This is a genomic window from Amycolatopsis sp. NPDC049252 (assembly GCF_043197175.1).
Taxonomy (GTDB): Bacteria; Actinomycetota; Actinomycetes; order Mycobacteriales; family Pseudonocardiaceae; genus Amycolatopsis.
In genome coordinates this window covers 145,801-163,819 of the sequence record NZ_JBICSQ010000004.1, presented here as the reverse complement: position 1 = coordinate 163,819, position 18,019 = coordinate 145,801, and the positions used below count along the sequence as shown (strand labels likewise).

The 18,019-nt window shown below is 70.8% G+C and carries 17 protein-coding genes; 4 read left to right on the top strand and 13 right to left on the bottom strand.

Annotated elements, in window-relative coordinates:
* Positions 1-19: 19 nt before the first annotated feature.
* Complete coding sequence (locus tag ACGFMK_RS08470; protein ID WP_392759648.1) at positions 20-1,201, bottom strand: hypothetical protein; 1,182 nt, start codon at positions 1,199-1,201, stop codon at positions 20-22.
* Between the two features lie 19 nt (positions 1,202-1,220).
* On the opposite strand from ACGFMK_RS08470, the gene ACGFMK_RS08465 reads away from it, so the two are divergent.
* The 3 genes from ACGFMK_RS08465 (at position 1,221) to ACGFMK_RS08455 (ending at position 2,585) form a co-directional block, all read left to right on the top strand.
* Positions 1,221-1,415 (top strand): hypothetical protein, encoded by a 195-nt coding sequence (locus ACGFMK_RS08465; protein WP_392759646.1) that lies wholly within the window; start codon positions 1,221-1,223, stop codon positions 1,413-1,415.
* A 42-nt stretch (positions 1,416-1,457) separates the two neighbouring features.
* Positions 1,458-1,868, top strand: a complete 411-nt coding sequence (locus tag ACGFMK_RS08460) for a DUF3151 domain-containing protein (RefSeq protein ID WP_392759645.1) — start codon at positions 1,458-1,460, stop codon at positions 1,866-1,868.
* Positions 1,869-1,940: 72 nt separating this feature from the next.
* Positions 1,941-2,585, top strand: a complete 645-nt coding sequence (locus ACGFMK_RS08455; RefSeq protein WP_392759643.1) for a TetR/AcrR family transcriptional regulator — start codon at positions 1,941-1,943, stop codon at positions 2,583-2,585.
* A 1-nt stretch (position 2,586) separates the two neighbouring features.
* On the opposite strand, the gene ACGFMK_RS08450 is transcribed toward ACGFMK_RS08455, so the two are convergent.
* The 4 genes from ACGFMK_RS08450 to ACGFMK_RS08435 all read right to left on the bottom strand — a co-directional run bounded on the left by ACGFMK_RS08450 (position 2,587) and on the right by ACGFMK_RS08435 (position 7,174).
* Positions 2,587-3,753, bottom strand: coding sequence for a GGDEF domain-containing protein (locus ACGFMK_RS08450; RefSeq protein ID WP_392759641.1), 1,167 nt, complete (start codon positions 3,751-3,753; stop codon positions 2,587-2,589).
* Between the two features lie 320 nt (positions 3,754-4,073).
* Entirely contained in the window at positions 4,074-5,333 is a 1,260-nt protein-coding gene (locus ACGFMK_RS08445) for an MFS transporter (protein WP_392759639.1), read from the bottom strand.
* A 315-nt stretch (positions 5,334-5,648) separates the two neighbouring features.
* Entirely contained in the window at positions 5,649-6,794 is a 1,146-nt protein-coding gene (locus ACGFMK_RS08440) for an LLM class flavin-dependent oxidoreductase (protein WP_392759637.1), read from the bottom strand.
* Between the two features lie 86 nt (positions 6,795-6,880).
* On the bottom strand, positions 6,881-7,174 hold the full coding sequence (locus ACGFMK_RS08435; protein WP_392759636.1) for a hypothetical protein: 294 nt from the start codon (positions 7,172-7,174) through the stop codon (positions 6,881-6,883).
* 194 nt (positions 7,175-7,368) lie between these two features.
* Here ACGFMK_RS08435 and ACGFMK_RS08430 point away from each other — a divergent pair, with 194 nt between their 5' ends.
* Positions 7,369-9,261, top strand: coding sequence for an FAD/NAD(P)-binding protein (locus ACGFMK_RS08430; protein ID WP_392759635.1), 1,893 nt, complete (start codon positions 7,369-7,371; stop codon positions 9,259-9,261).
* Here ACGFMK_RS08430 and ACGFMK_RS08425 read toward each other — a convergent pair.
* The 8 genes from ACGFMK_RS08425 to ACGFMK_RS08390 form a co-directional block, all read right to left on the bottom strand.
* Positions 9,245-10,351 carry a glycosyltransferase gene (locus ACGFMK_RS08425; RefSeq protein ID WP_392759633.1) on the bottom strand — a complete coding sequence of 369 codons (1,107 nt, stop codon included), beginning with the start codon at positions 10,349-10,351 and terminating at the stop codon, positions 9,245-9,247. The two genes, ACGFMK_RS08430 and ACGFMK_RS08425, sit on opposite strands and share 17 nt — an antisense overlap.
* Positions 10,352-10,367: 16 nt before the next feature.
* Positions 10,368-11,387, bottom strand: coding sequence for an LLM class flavin-dependent oxidoreductase (locus ACGFMK_RS08420; RefSeq protein ID WP_392759631.1), 1,020 nt, complete (start codon positions 11,385-11,387; stop codon positions 10,368-10,370).
* Positions 11,387-12,934: a dipeptide ABC transporter ATP-binding protein gene (locus ACGFMK_RS08415; protein WP_392759629.1), complete on the bottom strand. Its 1,548-nt coding sequence runs from the start codon at positions 12,932-12,934 to the stop codon at positions 11,387-11,389. The genes ACGFMK_RS08420 and ACGFMK_RS08415 overlap by 1 nt, the downstream gene beginning before the upstream one ends.
* Entirely contained in the window at positions 12,931-13,755 is an 825-nt protein-coding gene (locus tag ACGFMK_RS08410) for an ABC transporter permease (protein WP_392759627.1), read from the bottom strand. Before ACGFMK_RS08410 ends, ACGFMK_RS08415 begins: the two co-directional genes overlap by 4 nt.
* Positions 13,748-14,704, bottom strand: coding sequence for an ABC transporter permease (locus tag ACGFMK_RS08405; RefSeq protein ID WP_392760096.1), 957 nt, complete (start codon positions 14,702-14,704; stop codon positions 13,748-13,750). The genes ACGFMK_RS08410 and ACGFMK_RS08405 overlap by 8 nt, the downstream gene beginning before the upstream one ends.
* Complete coding sequence (locus ACGFMK_RS08400; protein WP_392759624.1) at positions 14,701-16,308, bottom strand: ABC transporter substrate-binding protein; 1,608 nt, start codon at positions 16,306-16,308, stop codon at positions 14,701-14,703. The genes ACGFMK_RS08405 and ACGFMK_RS08400 overlap by 4 nt, the downstream gene beginning before the upstream one ends.
* A gap of 187 nt (positions 16,309-16,495) precedes the next feature.
* Positions 16,496-17,134, bottom strand: coding sequence for an HNH endonuclease family protein (locus ACGFMK_RS08395; RefSeq protein ID WP_392759622.1), 639 nt, complete (start codon positions 17,132-17,134; stop codon positions 16,496-16,498).
* Between the two features lie 140 nt (positions 17,135-17,274).
* A complete protein-coding gene (locus ACGFMK_RS08390) occupies positions 17,275-17,955 on the bottom strand; it encodes a hypothetical protein (RefSeq protein WP_392759620.1) in 681 nt (226 codons plus the stop codon).
* Positions 17,956-18,019: the final 64 nt, after the last annotated feature.

The window sequence follows — 18,019 nt, the reverse complement described above, 5'->3', positions numbered from 1 at the left end:
AAGAGTGTAGCACCCTGTGCTACACCGTGACCCGCCTCGCGGCCAGCCTCCGGGTCACCGGCCCAGCCGCCGCCCACAGCACGAACACCGCCACCAGCGCCACCCCCGCGGTCCAGTACTCCACCGGGGGCGCCGACTCCGTGTGCGCGTCCCCGAGGACCCAGGGCCGGAACTGCGACTGCAGCCACAGCGCGCCGTACCCGAACGCCGTCACCAGCAGGGCCCCGGCTCCCGCCGTCAGCAAGGCGTGCCCGCGGCCGATCGTGAACGCCAGGTCCACCGCCAGACCCACGAACAGCAGGTAGAACGGGATCGTCGAGACCGGGAAGCCCAGCCCCAGCAGCAGCGGCCACATCACCGACCGGTACGCGAGGTACGCCAGCGCCACGAACGTCGCCGACCAGCGGCGGCCCAGGGTGTGGCGGGCCAGGGCCAGGATCAGCGCCATCACGCCGATGCCCCACAGCGGGTACACCCACTCCGGGATCGGCATCGTGAAGTGCAGGATCGCCGTCCGGTCGACCGGGTGGCCGATCTGGTTCGCCGCGAACGACAGCAACGACGGCTCGGCCTCCGGCGCGCCGCGCTCCCAGGCGCGCAGGCCGAGTATGCCGTACTCCTGCTGGCCGTTCGGGAAGAACGTGTTCTCCAGGAAGAACGCCCACAGCGCGAGCAGCACGCCGGTGCGGAAGCGGCCCGGCGGCGACAGCCGCAGCCAGCCCAGCAGCACGCCCGCCTGCATGATGCCCGTGCCCAGGTAGAGCATCATGTGCGACGGGCTCCACGCGGTCAGGTCGAGGCCGTTGACGCGGTGGTTGATGACGTCCAGCGGCGCCGCGACCAGGAACGTCAGCAGGCCGATCTGCATCAGCCGCAGTGACGTCTTGTCGGCGCCGAGGCCGGTGTAGCTGTGGATCGCCACCAGCACGACGATGATCACCGTGCCGACGGTGTTGATCAGGTGCGGCGGCGCCAGGTCGTCGCGCAGCCACATGAAGTGCCACGACATGTCCCACGACGAGCCGACGAGCTTGAACGCGAACGCCGCCAGCCACATCCCGTAGCAGAACCGGAGCACCCAGTCCGGTGTCGGCTGCCCGGGTGCGCCGCGGTGCCAGTACCGCGAGAAGAACAGCCGTGTCTTGCCGATGGGGCTGCGCGGGATCACGTCCGCGACCGGGACGTCCACTGCCTTCGCCATGCGGACATCATGGCCGCTCATGGTCACGAGCGGGCCAAGACAGTGGCAAACGACGCCAAAATCGGGGTTCACCCCTACGGGTGGACGATTTGCTTTCGCCCAGCGGCGGTTGGCAAGGTGTGCCGCCATGATGCCGAAACGAGTTGTCGCGGCGGTGCTGATCGCCGCCATGGTGCTGGCCGGCGGCGGGGTGCTGGCGGGCCTGTTCTTCTGACCCACCAGCCCCTGACCCGCGGGCGTGGGCAGAATGAGCGGCATGACGCACAACCTGCTCGGCCCCGAGCCGACGCTGCTGCCCGAGCACACCGCCGCCCAGGCCGCGCTCGACGCCGGGAACGACCCGGCGACCGTCGCGGCCGAACACCCCGACTACAGCGAGGCGTGGGCTTCGCTGGCCGAGAAGGCCTTCGAGTCGGGTGAGACCGTCGCCGCCTACGCCTACGCGCGCACCGGCTACCACCGCGGGCTCGACCAGCTGCGCCGCGCGGGCTGGAAGGGCTTCGGCCCGGTGCCGTGGTCGCACCGCCCGAACCAGGGGTTCCTGCGCGCCCTCGCCGTGCTCGGCAAGGCCGCCGGCAAGATCGGCGAGACCGAGGAGTACGACCGCTGCCGGACGTTCCTCGCGGACTCCGACCCGGCCGCCGCGGAAGCCACCGGCCTGAAGTGACCCACCGGTCGTGAGCGGCGGTCCGGGATCGCCGCTCACGACCGGGCCGTAGAACCAGTGAGGCAGGTCACCATGTCCAGCCCCGCGCCGCGCGGGCGGCCGCGGAAGCTCCCCGTCGGGGAGCAACGCGCCCGCGTGCTGCAGGCGACGGCGAAGGTCGTCGCGCAGCACGGGATGCAGGGCGCGACGATCGAGCAGATCGCGCGCGAAGCCGGCGTCTCGCGCCAAGCGGTCTACGAGCAGTTCGGCGACCGGACGGCGCTGTTCGCCGAGGTCGTGGCCGAGGTCGAGGAGCGGGCCTTCGCGGCCATCGCGCGGGCGTCGGCGGCCGACCCGCAGGCCGGGCTCCGGGCGTGGGCCCGGGCCAACTACGCCTCCATGGTCACGTTCGTCGCCGCCAGCCCGGAGGCCTACGGCGTGCTCCGGGCCGCGGAACGCGCGGGCGACCCCGCTCTCACGCGGCTGCGGGAGCGCTTGGCCGTCGTCTACGCCGACGCCAGCGCCAAGCGGTGGGCCGCGCACGGCATCGACTCCGGCCGCGCCGACCGGGCTTTGGTCACGCTCTTCTTCGCGATGACCGAATCACTGGTCCAGGCGACCTGGGACGGCGAACCGCCACCCCAGGACGCCCTGATCGACCTGCTGACCGAGTTCACCGTCGGTGGTGTCGCCCGTCTCCAGACCAAGGCGAGCGACGTCATCGACCGGCTGCGGTGAGCTAAGCCGCGGCCATTTCGAGGTCTGGCGACCCGATGACCCGGTTTCGCCCGCCGTGTTTGGCCGCGTACACGGCCGCGTCGGCGGACGCCATCACAGCCTCGATCGACGCCCCGTCGAGTGGGTACGCGGCGACGCCGATGGACGCCGTCTGCCGTTGGATGTCCACCGCCTCGCCCTCGTTGGTGGTGGTGCTGATGATCAGCTCGCTGACCCGTTGCCGGATGCGTTCCGCGGTCACGATCGCGTCCGCCTTGGACGTCGAGGGCAACAGCGCGACGAACTCCTCGCCGCCGAACCGGCCGACCAGGTCGTGCGCCCTGGTCTCCTGCCTGACCACGGCCGCGACCGCCTTGAGCACGTCGTCCCCCGCGAGGTGCCCGTAGGTGTCGTTGATCCGCTTGAAGTGGTCGAGGTCGATCATCATGGCGCCGAAGCTGCCGTTCTCGCGCTCCGCGCGGGAGATCTCGCGCACGGCGCCGTCCTGCCAGGTGGTGGCGTTGAGCAGCTGCGTCTTCTGGTCGGTGGTCGCGAGCTCCTCGAGCCGCTTGATCAGCACCGACCGCTGCAGCACGTACAGCGGCAGGATGACGAGCACCGAGAGCAGCGGCTCGGTGGTCAGGACCATGACCAGCAGGCCGCCGACGCACAGGGTGGCGAGCTCCAGCAGGTTGTCGTCCATGTTGCCGAGGCAGCCCTCGACGGTCGCCTTCTCGGGGGCGGCCAGGTACAGGCCGAGCCCGGTGAGTGCGGTGTTGGTGGCGAAGAACGCGATGGCGGCGAGCGCCACGGCCGTCATGCCGTGCCCGTGGAGCAGGTCCGCGACGCCCCCCGCGGCGAACCCGGAGAGGATCATCGTGGTCGCGTTGGCCGCGACGCGGTGAGATTCACCCGGACGGGTGCCGGACCAGCTGCGGAACGCGAGGTACACGTAGAGCAGGGTTCCCAGCACGGCGACCAGCTGCGGCGGCACCAGCAGTCCGGCGGGCAGCAACCAGACCGGCGTCATGTTGATGTGCGGGCCGTTGCTCAGGATCCGGCGCTGCCGTTCGATCCGCCTGCTGACCTCGGTCTGTGCCACCGCGAGGCCGGTGAGCAGCGCAAACGTCCCCACGTTCGCGAGCGTGACCGGTATCGTCAGTGTTGCGGTGACCGTCCAAGCGAGCATGACGGCGATCGCGGACAGCGTGGCCGCGATCCACGCGCGAGGCCTCGTCCACAGTGTCCAGTGCGCAACACCGTGTACCGAGTCTTGTCCAGCCTGTTCCCCCGATGTGACCATTTTTCCCCCAGCCCCTTGTGCAGGTACTCAGTGACAATGTACTCACGGACAGTTTCAGTCCGTTTGCCTGCTGTCCACAAGGGCTTTAGGTGTGTACTTTTTTCTTTGACACCGGAGTGAGAGGTGGCCAGCGATGCGCGGCAAAGATCAGTGACCGCACAGCGCACCGCAAGGTCGCGCAGGTCAAGCCCACGCGCGGAGCATGCCTAGGCAGGTTCTGCGCGTGCGGCTTCTTTGTCGATCCATCGATCAGGCTCCCCGGACAGGGCACGCGCCCACAGCACGGCCAGCGGCAACGTGAGGATGATCCCCGCGATGCCGAAGAGGCCGACCGTCGCGTGCGGGCTCAGCTGATCGGCCAGGACCCCGCCGATCAGCGGGCTGATCCCCATCATCGTCGTCAGGCCGGTGTTCGACAGGCCCATCACCTGCGCGCGCTGCTCGTCGGGCACGGCCAGCGTCAGTGACGCGGTCGCCTGCAGCAGGCACACCGTGCCGAACCCGCCGGACACGATGAACAGGACGATCGACGAGACCGGTCCCGGCGCGAGGAAGCAGGCGATCAGCGGGATCGCGCAGAGCGCCGACAGCGGGCCGATCAGTTTCGGCCGGGCCGACGCCGGGACCCAGCGGGTGTAGACGAACGTCGCGATCACGCTGCCGATCGGGTCCGCCGCGAGCAGCAGGCCGATCGACTCCGGGCCGCCGCCGGCCGCCGCGACGTACGGCGCCGCGATGCCCTCGTAGACCGGCAGGAACCCCATCAGCCAGGTGAACAGCACCAGCGTCCGCAGCGGCGAGTTGGCGAAGGCGACGCGGCCGCCGCCCCCGAGCGTCGCGAAGAAGGACTTGCGCTTCTCGTCGCGCGCCGCGGCCGGGCGGGCCCGCACGCCGAAGCGCACGAACGCCGCCGAGAGCAGGAACGTCGCGGCGTCGATGGCCAGCGCGACGTGCGGGTCGAGGGCGATCAGCAGCGCGCCGCCGCCGGCGAACCCGAGCAGCTGGGCGCTCTGCACGGTCATGCTCCGGATGCCCATCCCGACGACGAACCGGTCGCCTTCGAGCACCTGAGGCAGCATGGCCAGCTGGGACGCCTTGAACGGCGGGTTCAGCAGCGAGACCAGGCCGACCAGCACGCACATCAGCCAGAACGGCATCCCGGGCACGGCGACGAGCAGGATCAGCGCCGCGCGCAGGACGTCGACCAGCACCATCACGCTGCGGCGGGGGAAGCGGTCGGCCAAGCCGGTCAGGAAGATCCCGCCCAGTAGCGACGGGGCGTAGGTCAGCGCGTACGTGAGGCCGGTGAGGGTGGCCGAGTTGGTGCCGGTGAACACCAGGATGGACAGCGCGACTCTCGCCAGCTGGTCGCCCGCGATCGACAGCAGTTCCCCGAACCAGAGCGCACGGAACTCGGCGATTCCGAACACCTCGCGGAACGTGATCCGATCCGGCGGTGCTGCCATGCGTGTCTCCCGACCTCTTCTGCGGATCGTGCCCCGTGCATGACCGGCGGTGAGGGTGAGGACCGGACGGTCATGGGGTGGTCACGATACGTGATTTACCCAAGCCAGTGTCCCGTGACTGTTGGTGAATCTCTAGGTGCTTTCGCCGGTATCGAAGGTGTCACGGAGCTTTCCCGAACGTGTCAGACGATAGCCCGCAGTGTCTGAGTGGTCGCCCAGGAGTCACTAATGGATCATTCCGTACCCGTTGGCCCAGGACCAGAGGCAAAAGTAGCCACCTCGCGCGGGGCGAGGTGGCTACTGGGGGAAAGAGGCTCAGCCGTCGACGGCGAGGGCGTCCTCCGCGGGAGTCCGGGTCGTTCCGGCGGCCCGGGCCGCGTCCCGCTTGGCGACCTCTTCGCGGACGATCGGGATGACGTAGCGGCCGAAGTCGATCGTGTCGCCGAGCATGTCGTAACCCCGGGCCGAGAGGATCTCGACGCCCAGGTCGTAGTAGTCCAGCAGCGCCTGCGCGACCGTCTCCGGCGTGCCGACCAGCGCGTTCGAGTTGCCCGCGCCGCCCGTCGCGGCCGCCGTCGGCGTCCACAGGGCGCGGTCGAAGCGCTCACCCTGCGCCGCGACCGCCAGCAGCCGCTGGGAGCCGGTGTTCTCCGGCTCGGTCAGCTTGTGACGGCGGGTCAGCGGCTGCCCGCCCTTGGTGCGGTCCTTGATCGCGCCGACCGTGCGGTGGGCCTTCTCCCAGGCCAGCTCCTCCGTCGGGGCGATGATCGGCCGGAACGCGACCTGGATCCGCGGCACGTCCGTGCGGCCGGCGGCCAGCGCGGCCGCCTTGACCGACTCGATCTGCTCGGCGGTCTGGGCCAGCGGCTCGCCCCAGAGGCAGAAGATGTCGGCCTCGGCGCCCCCGGCGGCGTACGCGGCGGATGACGAGCCACCGAACGAGACACCCGGCCGCGGCTGCTGCACCGGCTTGACGTCGCTTACGTAGTCGGCGAAGCGGTAGTACTCACCCTCGAAGCCGAACGGCTCGTCCGACGTCCAGGCCTTCTTGATGATCTGGATGGCCTCGCGGGTGCGCCCGTAGCGCTGGTCCTTCGTCAGGTAGTCGCCCTCGCGCTGCTGCTCGTGGTCGTTGCCGCCGGTGATGAAGTGCACCGTGAGGCGGCCGTCGGAGATCTGGTCGAGCGTGGCGAACGTCTTCGCGGCGAACGTCGGGTACGAGACGTTCGCCCGGTGCGCCAGCAGGATCTGCAGCTTGTCGAGCTTCGTCGCGACGTACGCGGCGGCCTGCGCGGGATCCGGCGAACCCGAGCCGTACGCGAACAGCACGCGGTCCCAGCCGAAGTCCTCGTGCGCGCGGGCCAGGCGCAGCGTGTACTCCTTGTCGAACACCCCGCCCGAGCGGGCGTGCGTCTCCGATCCGTCGTGCGTGCCCCCGATGCCCAGGAACTCCACCGGCATGACGTCCACCTTCTCTCGCGTCGCTACCTCTAACGGCTACGCCTGGGCGCACCCGGGCGGCAACGACGTCCGCAGGGTGGAACCGGTCAGTGCCTCCGGTAGCGCTCGATCACCTCGATCGACGCGCGGACCTGGTCGAAGGTGGGCGGGATCGCCCGGTTGACCACGACGGTCAGGGACCGGCGTGGGACCACCACGAACTCGACGTCGACGCCGGCCGCCTCCGCGGCGGCCTCCACGACGTCCCGCCAGTGCTGCGGGTCGACGCCGTCCTGATCGCCCCATTCGTGGGCGTAGATCGCCCAGTTCCCCCTGAGCAGGGTGCCGACCACGTCCTGCGCGGTGTGGACGCGGTGCGGCGTGCCGATGTCACCGGTCAAGTCTTCGGCGTCGCGGCGACGTCGAGAAGGCCCGGGCGCCTGAGTGGGTGAGGGACAAATCCGCTCCTTCTCGCCGAGGGAAGACGCTGCGGCGGGGATTCGGCGCCCACGGCCGAAGTGTTTGGTGCGATCGGCGGAATTCCGCAGTGTGGGAAGGACGTCCGGCGCTTCGGCTCCGGCGTAGCTTCGAACGCGTGGCCGATCCAGCGCCGTTCACACTCGCCGTCGTGGGCGCCGGACCCCGCGGGGTCGGCGTCCTCGAACGGCTCGGCGCGAACGCCGCCGAACTGCTCGGCGGCCGGCGGCTCGACGTCCACCTGATCGACCCGTTCCCGCCGGGACCGGGCCGGGTGTGGCGCTACGACCAGTCACCGTTGCTGCGGATGAACTCCATGCCCGAGGACGTCACGATGTTCACCGACGACTCGGTGAAGATGGCGGGCCCGGTGCTGCCCGGGCCGTCGCTGCTGGAGTGGGCGCGGAAGGTGCGTGACGGCTCGCTCGAGGCCGAGGTGCCGCCGGACGTCGTCGCCGAGCTGACCGCGCTGGACGCCTTCCACTTCCCGACGCGGCGGCTGCAGAGCGCGTACCTGACGTGGGTGTACCGGAAGATCCTCGCTGACCTGCCCGACGGCATCGGCGTCGTCGAGCACGCGGCGCGCGCGGTGGACGTCGACGGCTCGCTCGTCCGGCTGTCGGACGGTACGGAGCTGAACGCGGACGCCGTCGTGTTCACGGTCGGGCACCTCGACGCGGAACCGGACGAGTGGGAGCGCGAGCTGGCGTCGTTCGCCGGGCGGCACGGGCTGGCCTACTACCCGGCCGGCTACACCGCCGACGTCGACTACTCCGGTGTCGCACCGGGGGAAACCGTGCTGGTGCGCGGGTTCGGGCTGGCGTTCGTCGACCTGATGCTGCTGCTCACCGAAGGCCGCGGCGGCCGCTTCGAGGAGCTGGACGGCGGCGGCCTGCGCTACCACCCGAGCGGCCACGAGCCGGTGCTGCACGTCGGCTCACGGCGCGGGGTGCCCTACCACGCGAAGATCGGCTACCGGCTGTGCGGGAAACCGTTGCGGCTGCCCAGGTTCTTCGACGCCTACGCCATCGACGAGCTGGCCGGGGCGCCGGGCGCGCTCGACTTCCGCGCCGACGTCTGGCCGCGGATCGCGAAGGAACTGGCCTGGGGCTACTACAGCGAGCTGTTCACCGGGCACCCGGACCGGGTGCGGCTGGACTTCGCCGTGTTCGCCGACGCCTTCGCCGACCTGGCCTGGGGGTCGCCGGAAATGCGGGAGCTCGTCGAGCGGGCCGTGCCCGCCGAGGAGGACCGCCTCGACCTCGACGCGCTGGACCGGCCGATGGCGGGCCGCGAGTTCGGCACGCCGGAGGAGTTCGGCAAGGAGCTGCGCGAATACGTCGAGGGCGACCTCGCGCGCCGCGCCGACCAGACGTTCAGTGCCGACCTCGGCGCGTTCATGGCGCTGCTCTCGGTGTACGGCCAGATGCCGGCGCTGGTCCAAAAGCGACGGTTGAACGCCGCCTCTCAAGTGTCCGATATGGACGGTTGGTTCCACGGCTTCTTCTCTTACTACGCCAGCGGTCCGCCGCCGCGCCGGCTGGAGGAGCTGCTCGCGCTGCACGAGGCCGGGGTGGTTTCGTTCGCGGGCGCGGAAATGCGCGTGACGGCCGATGCCGCGCGTGGCGTTTTTGTGGCGTCCGGCGCGAGCTACCCGGGCGAGGTCGAATCCCGCACGCTGATCGAGGCGCGCCTGCCGGGCCCGAGCGTCACGCGGGCGGCCGACGGCCTGCTGCGGCAGCTGCGGGACACGGGCCAGCTCGCCGAGGAGACGGTGGCGGACCCGGAAACCGGCGTTCTCCTGCCGTCGGGCCGGATCCACACCCGCGTCTCGGACTCCCGCCTGCTCGATGGCACGGGCAACCCGCACACGCACCGCTTCGCCGTGGGCCCGCACACGAGCGCCCGCTCGGCGGCGGCCTTCACCCGGCCGCGGACGAACGCGTCGTCGTTCCGCCAGAACGACGCGGTGGCGCGGGAGATCCTGGCGCTGGTCAGCCCGCCCAGCTGACGACCTCTTCGAGCACCTGCTCCGGCTCCGGCATCGCGACGATCTCCCTGGCGACGCCTTCGGCGATCTCGCGCGGCTTCGGGTCGTCCAGCAGTTCGCGGGCCGCCGCTTCGATCGCGTCCATCCGGATGGCCGCGCCCACCAGGGACTTCGCCGCGCCCAGCGCGGACAGCGTCTCCGCGTTGACGAACTGGTCGGCCCCCTGGGGCAGCACCAGCTGCGGCAGGCCGGCGGCCAGCGACGCGAGCACGGTGCCGGTGCCGCCGTGGTGCACCACCAGGCCCGCGTGCTTCAGCACCTCGGCCTGCGGCACGAACCCGGCGGCCCGCACCCGCGGCGGCAGCTCGCCCAGCAGCGCGGGATCACCGGGGCCGAGTGCCACCAGGACGTCGACCGGCAGCCGGGCCAACGCGTGGAGTGCGCCGCGCAGGACCTGCGTCGCGCCGAAGACGACCGTGCCCAGCGTCAGGTAGACGAAGCCGCCGGCCGGGAGGGGCGGGAGCGGGACGTCGGGGTCGAACGGCGTCGGGCGCATCCGGAACACCTTCGGCACGGCGGCCGTGCCCGGGTCGCGGACGCTGTCGGGCCAGACGTCGACGCAGGCGTCGCCGAACATGGCGTCCGCGGGCAGCGTGCCCCAGAGCGGCGCCAGCCGTTCGGTCGCGAAGGCCAGCAGCTCCGGCGGCATCGACCGGCCGATCACGACGGAGACGGCGGGGATGCCCGCCCGCCGGGCCGCGACCCCGGCGCCGACGTCACTCTGCTCGTAGACCACCAGGTCCGGACGCAGTTCCGTGAGCAGCGGCGTCAGGTCGTCGAGCAGCGCCAACGGCAGCAGCTCGGCGAACATCGTGATGCCGAGCTCGGCGAATCCGGCGTCCTCACCGTGGCGCCGCTTGGCCTCGGCTTCGGCGTCGCTGATGGAGATCCCGGCCCGGCGGGCCTCGAACCCGAGGTCACGCACGGTCTCGAGGAACGTCGCCCCGGTCCCGAACACGACGTCGTGCCCCGCCGCTTTCGCCGCGTTCGCGAGGGGAACCAGCGGGTACAGGTGGCCGTACGCCGGGCGGCACGAGAAGAGGATTCGCACCCCTCCGAGCGTACTGTCAGCTCCACACCCGCGACGGCAGTTCCTTCGCCACCACCGGCATGACGTCCGACGCGAACAGCTCCAGCACCGATCGCGCCTCGCCCGCGGACAGGCCGTCCACCGAGACCGCCTGGACCTCGTGACCGAACGACGCGTGATAGTCGCCGATCTTGTCGATCACCTGCTGCGGGCTCCCCACCAGCGCCGAGCCGTTGGCGATCTTCTCCTCCAACGTCGTGAACTCCGACTTGTTGTGCTGGTACGCGGGCGTCTTCGTCAGCGCCTCGAAGTACGGCCGGTACCCGTCCAGCGCCTCCTGGGACGTCCGCGCCACGTACAGCCCGCCCGCGCCCGAGCCCACCAGGGCATCGGCAGGCGGGTGGCCGTAGTGGGCCCACCGCTCCCGGTAGTGGTCGATCAGGTCCGCGTACTTCTTCTTCGGGTGGAAGCCGTTCGCGGTGAACAGCGGATCACCGAAGCGAGCCGCCAGCTCGGTCGACTCCGTGCTGGAAGCGCTTCCGTGCCAGATCCTCGGCCGGGCGTGGAACGGCCGGGGCTGGGTGGTGACGTCGGTCAGCGGCGGCCGGAAGGAACCCGACCACGTGACGTTCTCCTCGTAGAACAACCGCCGCAACAGCGCGAACTTCTCCGCCTGGTACTCCCACTGCCGTTCCTCGGACAGGCCGAACAGCGGGAAGTGCCGCGGGTCGTTGCCCTTGCCGATCATCAGCTCCAGCCGGCCGCCGGACAGCTGGTCCACCGTCGCGTAGTCCTCCGCGACCCGCACCGGGTCGAGCACGCTGATCACCGTCAACGTCGTCAGCAGCCGCACCCGGGACGTCCGCTCGGCGATCGCCGCCAGCAGGACCGGCGGGGCCGAGGACAAGAACGGTGCGCCGTGCCGCTCGCCGACGCCGTACGCGTCGAAGCCCAGCTCCTCGGCCAGGACGGCTTCGTCGATCACCCGCCGCAGCCGCTCGTGCTGCGAGCCACCGCCGGGGTAGTGCGCCACCAGAGAGAACAGCCCGAACTTCATCAGACCTCCTGGACCGAACGGCCGGGGATCGCGGCCAGCAGTTCCTTCGTGTACTCCGCCTGCGGCTCGTGCAGCACCCGGGACGCCGGGCCCAGCTCGACCAGGGCGCCCGCCCGCAGCACGCCGACCTGGTCCGCCAGCTGCCGCACCACCGCCAGGTCGTGCGAGATGAACAGGTACGACAGCCCCAGCTCCGACTGCAGCTCCGCCAGCAGCCGCAGGATCTGCGCCTGCACCGAGACGTCCAGCGCCGACACCGGCTCGTCGCACACCACCAGGTCCGGCCGCAGCGCCAACGCGCGCGCGATCGCCACCCGCTGCCGCTGGCCGCCCGACAGCTCCGACGGCTTCCGCCGGGCCACCGACGCGGGCAGCGCCACCTGCTCCAGCAGCTCGGGGACCCGGGTGCGCGGAAGACCGAACGCCCGCAGCGGCTCGGCGACGACGTCCTCGATCGAAAACTTCGGGTTCAGCGACGCGTACGGGTTCTGGTAGACGATCTGCATCCGCCGCCGCAGCTTGCGCAGTTCGGTGCCGGACAACGTCGTGATGTCCTGGCCGTCGAACTCCACCGAACCCGCCGACGGTGTCTCCAGCCGGAGCACCATGCGGGCCGTCGTCGACTTGCCCGAGCCCGACTCGCCCACCAGCGCCAGCGTCTGGCCGCGCGGGATGTCGAAGGAGATCCCGTCGACCGCGCGGATGCCGCCGTCGAACGTCTTCGCGAGGTCCCGGACGGAAACCAGCGGCTCGGCGGCCGGGGCGGGCGGGCGTGACGCGCTGGTCGTGCTCGCCGCCGCCGCCAGCAGCTGCCGGGTGTAGGGGTGCGTCGGCGCGCTGACGACCGAGGAACCCTCTTCGACGACCGAGCCCTGCGAAAGCACCACGATCCGCGACGCCCGGTCGGCCGCGACGCCCAGGTCGTGCGTGATCAGCAGGATCGCCGTCCCGGACTCGGCGGCCAGCGACGTCAGGTGGTCGAGGATCCGGCGCTGCACGGTGACGTCCAGCGCCGACGTCGGCTCGTCCGCGATGATCAGCTTCGGCCGTCCGGCCAGCGCCGACGCGATCAGCACGCGCTGCCGCAGGCCGCCCGACAGCTGGTGCGGGTACTGCTTCGCGCGCAGCTCCGGCGAGGGCACACCCGCACGTTCGAGCAGTTCGATGGCCTGCAAGGCAGCACCGCGCCGGTCGGCGAGGCCGTGGATCTTCAACACCTCCGCGACCTGGTCGCCGACCCGGTGCACCGGGTTCAGCGACACCGCCGGGTCCTGTGGCACCAGCGCGATCTCGCGCCCGCGCACCCGGCGCCACTGCTTGTCCGACAGGGAAAGCAGGTCACGGCCGTCGAAGGTGATCGAGCCGCCGTCGACGCGGCCGCCGCGGGGCAGCAGGCCGATCGCCGCGTGCGCCGTGGTCGACTTGCCCGAGCCGGATTCCCCGACGACGGCGACCACCTCACCCGCGGCGACGTCCAGGCCGACGTCACGGACCGCCGGGACCTTCCGGTACGACACGGCCAGGTCTTCGATGCGCAGCAGGGTCATCGCTCGCCTCCGTCCAGGGCGCGGGACAGCCGGTTCGCGGACAGGACCACCGCCGCGACCGTCAGCCCCGGGAACGTTGTCATCCACCAGGCCGTGGCCAGGAAACTGCGGCCGCCGGCGACGAGCGAGCCCCACTCCGGCGTCGGTGGGGTCGCGCCGAACCCGAGGAAGCTCAGCGCCGACACCTCGAGCACGGCCGTGCCGAGGGTGAGCGTCGCCAGCGCGAGCACTGGGCCCGCCGCGTTCGGCAGGACGTGCCGCAGCAGCACGCCGGACCAGCGCACTCCGCTGGCTCGCGCGGCTTCGACGAACACGCCGCTTCGCACACGAAGCACCTCCGCGCGCATGACGCGTGCGAAGGACGCGAGGTTCGCGATGCCGACGGCGATCGCGACGTTCGTCGTGCCGAAGCCCAGCGCCGTGACCAGGGCCAGCGACAGCAGGATCGGCGGGATGGCCAGGAAGACGTCGACGATCCGCATGATCACGGTGTCCGCCCAGCCGCCGCGGAACCCGGCGAGCAGGCCCAGCGCCGAGCCCGCGATCAGGGCCGTGAGCACGGCGATCGCGGTCGCGCGCAGCGAGAGCGACGCACCGTGGATCACCCGCGCGTAGACGTCGCGGCCGGTCTCGTCGGTGCCGAAGAGGTGGTGCAGCGACGGCCCCTGCAGCCGTTCGGCCGGGACGCCGGTGATCGGGTCGTACCCGGTCAGCAGCCCGGGCACGAAGGCCGCGAGCAGCACGAACGCCAGCACCACGACGGCGATCACGAGCCCGGGCTGCCGGGCCGCCGTCCGGGCCGGGGTGGCGAGGTCAACCACGGGCCACCGCCTCAGGGGTACGCGCGATCCGCGGATCGAGCAGCGGATAGAGCAGGTCGACGACCAGGTTGAGCACCACGAACACCAGCGCGGCCAGCACGATCACCGCCTGCACCACCGGGACGTCCTGGGCGGTGACGGCGGCGGCGGTGACCCGGCCGACGCCGTCGCGCGAGAACACCGTCTCGGTGATCACCGAACCGGCCACCAGGTTGCCCGCCACCACGCCGGCGACGGTCAGCGTCGGCACTGCGGCGTTGCGCAGCAGGTGTCCGAAGTGGACACGCCAGCGGCTCGCGCCCTTGGCCGCGGCGATCTCCGCGTACGGCTGCTCCTGCTGCGTGGCCAGGCTCTTCGCCAGCACCTGGCCGATGATCGCGCCGGTCGGCAGGGCGAGGGTGACCGCGGGCAGGATCAGCGCCGCGAAGCCCTGCGTGCCGAGCGCGGGCAGCAGCCGCAGCCGGAACGAGAAGAACTGGATCAGCAGCAGACCGACCCAGAACGGCGGCAGCGAGATCGCCAGCGACGGCAGGGACAGCAGCGCCTGCCGCAGCCAGCGGAACCGCGTGAACGTGCCGAGGAACGCCGAGCCGCCGCCGAACACGACCGCGAACACCAGCGCCAGGCTCGTCACCGCGAGCGTCGGCGGCAGGGCCGTGACGACCATGTGCGTGGCGTCGTCACCGGTCGCGACACTGCGGCCGAAGTCGCCGTGCAGCGCCGAGACCAGCCGTTTCAGGTACTGGACCGGCAGCGGGGAGTCGAGGCCGTACTCCGCGCGGGCCGCGGCGAGCTGCTCGGGCGTCGTCGACGACCCGGCCTCCCCGCCGGCGAGCTTCGCCGACACGGCGTCCCCCGGCAGCAGGTAGAGGATCAGGAACGACAGCGTGAACGCCGCCCACAGCACGAAGACCGCCTGCGCGACCCGGCGGAGCAGGTAGTTCCTCACGACAGCCACGCGTCGAACAGCTGCAGCCGTGACGAAGCCTCGAAGTCGACGGCGTGCGCCTTCGCGCTCTGCGCGACGACCTGGGTCAGCTCGAACACCGGCACCGCGTAGGCGTGGTCGACGATCAGTTTCTGCGCCTCGTCGGCGGCCGGCTTCCGCTTGGCGTTGTCCACAGTGGACGACTGGGCGTCGAGCGCGACGTCGAGCGGGTTGCCCGGCGTCAGCCGGCTGCGGTTGCCGGACTTCGTGGAGAACTGGCCGCGCAGGATGTCCGGGTCGGCGCGGGTCACGTTGTACCAGAGGAAGTCGTAGTTCCCGGCGAGCTGGATCTGCGTGGTCTCGGCGTTGGTGTGCTGCTCGATCTTCAGGTCGAAACCGATCTTGCGCAGCTGCTGCTGGATCAGCTCCAGCACGCTGCGGTTCTGGTTGAACACCGGCGAAAAAACGACGGCCGCGCTCAGCCGCTGCCCGTTCTTCGTGCGAATACCGTCGGCGCCGGGCACCCAGCCGTCGCCGTCCAGCAGGGCCGCGGCGCCCTTCTGGTCGTAGGCGAGCTGGGCGGACAGGTCGCTGTGCAACGGCGTCGCCGAGCCCAGGATGCTGGTGGCCGGCTTGTAGCTCGGCGTCAGCACGGTGTTCACGACCTCGGTGCGATCGACGCCCTTGAGCACGGCCTGGCGCACCTTCTCGTCGGTGAGCACGCCGCGGGTGGTGTTCGCGTGCAGGTTGAACACGACGCCCGGGTTCGGCCGGATGTTCTCGGTGAAGCCGTTGCCCGTGAACTGCGGCTCGTCGACCGGCTGGACGTCGGTGATCGCGTCGAGCTGGCCGGAGGCGAGGCTGCCGGTGCGGACGCCGGGCTCCGGCACGATCTTGTAGTCGATCTTGTCGAGGTAGGCCTCACCCTGGTGCTTGAACAGCGACGAGCCCCAGGTGTAGCCCTTGCGCTTGGCCAGCACGATCTCCTGGTTCTGCTTCAGGCTCTCGAAGACGAACGGCCCGGAGCCGATCAGGCCGGTGCCCTGGCAGCGCTGTTCGGGCGTCTTCTGGAACGCCGCGGGGGCCAGGACGGCGAGCGAAACCGTCGAGCTGGCCTGCAGGAACTGGGCGCTGGGCGCGGAGAACTCGATTCGCGCCGTCCGCGGGTCGACGACGGTCGTGCCCCGGTACCCGGCCAGGTAGCCGTAGCCGAGGGGCGCCTTGGTGCCGAGCGCCTTGAGGCCGTCGAAGCTGGTCTTGACCGCGGCGGCGTCGACCGGGGTGCCGTCGGAGAACGTCGCGCCGGAGCGCAGGTGGAAGGTGAACGCCGTCGAATCGGCGTTGCTCTCCCACTTCTCGGCCAGCCACGGCTTGATCTCGCCGCTCTTCGGGTCCTGGTCGGTGAGGGAATCCGCCAGCTGCCGGGACACGTTGATCGAGGCGTTCGTGGACGTCTGCTGCGGGTCGATGCAGTCGGGCGCGGACGAGATGCCGAGCCGGAGCGTGCCGCCGGCCTTGGGCGGCCCGGAAGCGGCTTGCTCGGTGCCGGCGGCGGAGCAGGCGGTCAGCAGGACGGGCAGGGTGAGCAGGGCCGCGGCGTTGCGGGCACGGGAAAGCGGGGACACCGACGGCCTCCAGGGGGGAGTGGTTGCGTCTTCAAGCAGCGACGCTAGTTCCGCCCCCGAGGCCGTCCCACAGAGCGAACCGGGGTCCCAATCCCTGACACCGCAGGGATTCCCCCTTGACAGCCGTGAAGGCCACCTTGAGGGACTCAGAGTCCCTCAAGGTGGCCTTCACGGCTTTGAAGTCAGGTCAGCAGCGGCCGAGCATGTCCGTCAGCGCCGTCTTCTCCGCGGTGTTGATCGTCAGCTTGAACTTGTACTTCACCGCGGTCCACATCTTCGCGTAGGTGCACCAGTAGCCGGTGAGCGGCGGCTTCCACTGGTCGGGCGACTTGTCGCCCTTCTCCTGGTTGACGTTGTCCGTCACGGCGATCAGCTGCGGGTCGGTCAGGTCGTTCGCGTACGCCTGGCGCTGGGCCGTCGTCCACGACGACGCGCCGGTGCGCCACGCGTCGGCCAGCGGCACCACGTGGTCGATGTCCACATCGGACGCGGCGGTCCAGGTCTCGCCGTCGTACGGGCTGAACCAGCTGCCGGACGTCGCGCTGCAGCTCGAGTTGGTCTGCACGTTCGTGCCGTCGCGCTTGAGCACGACCTCACGGGTGTCGCAGTTGTCGCCCTGCTGGATCCAGTGCGGGAACTTGTCGCGGCTGTAGCCGGTCTGGGACCCGTCGGCCTTGACGGTCAGCGCGGCCAGCTCGGACTTCGCCGTCGTGGCCGACGGGATGCCCGGCGGGGTGGCGTCGGCGACGCCGGCCAGCGTGCCGGAGAGCACCGCGGTGGCGGCGAGGACAGTCAAGGAATGACGAACAGCACGCCTGGTTGGCATATTGCTGCCTCCATGTCAGGTGTGGGGACAGCTAACCCTGATACACCTGTGTGGCGAGTGCAACACGTATAGGTGACATGTTGCTGCCCGTTTCCGAACGCTGAGTGTCCAGATCCTCACTTCGGAGTGAAACTCGCAGGTCAGACCGCGCCACGAACGAGTCGCAGATCCTCCGTGTGCCGGTACCAGGTCCACTTGTTCACCGCGCGTTCGTGCACGACTTCGTCGCTCACGGGCCGCGTCGGGATGCAGCCGATCTGGAACGCGCGCGAGTACAGCGTCGTCGGGCGCTTGAAGATGGTTCCCTTCACCACGCGCACGGCCATCCCCGGCCCGCCCGGGTCCGGCGTCACCTCGATCGACGCGGCCGCCCCGCGCAGCGCGACCTGCTCGTCGCAGTAGGCGACACCGCGGACGAGCCGCAGCAGCCCGCGCCCGACGAGCACCCCGCCGACGTCGTCGCGGATCAGCGGCACCGGGTCGACCTCGCCGCGCAACGCCAGCGCGAGCGCCTGCAGCGGCGTCTTCGGCAGCCCCCACAGCGCGGCGACCGACGACTCCGGCGACGATGGCACGAACCCGACCGACACGCCGGAGATCGCGTCCTTGCGCAGCAGGCGCAGCACGACGGCGGCGAGATCGGCGTCAGTGCCCGACACCACCAGGTGATCGTGTTCGCCCAGCAAGGGGTCGATTTCCGCCTTGCCGGGACGGCTCGGCACGCGGATCGATTCGACGTCATCGACCTCTTCGAAGCCCGCCGAGCCGTCGCCACAGGCCACCACTATTCCGCGCACCCGCGGGTCCTCCGTTACAGTCATGCACCGGCATTTACCAGCGCCACCGGTGTCCGTCCCGGACACTAAACCTCACGTCGTCGAACAC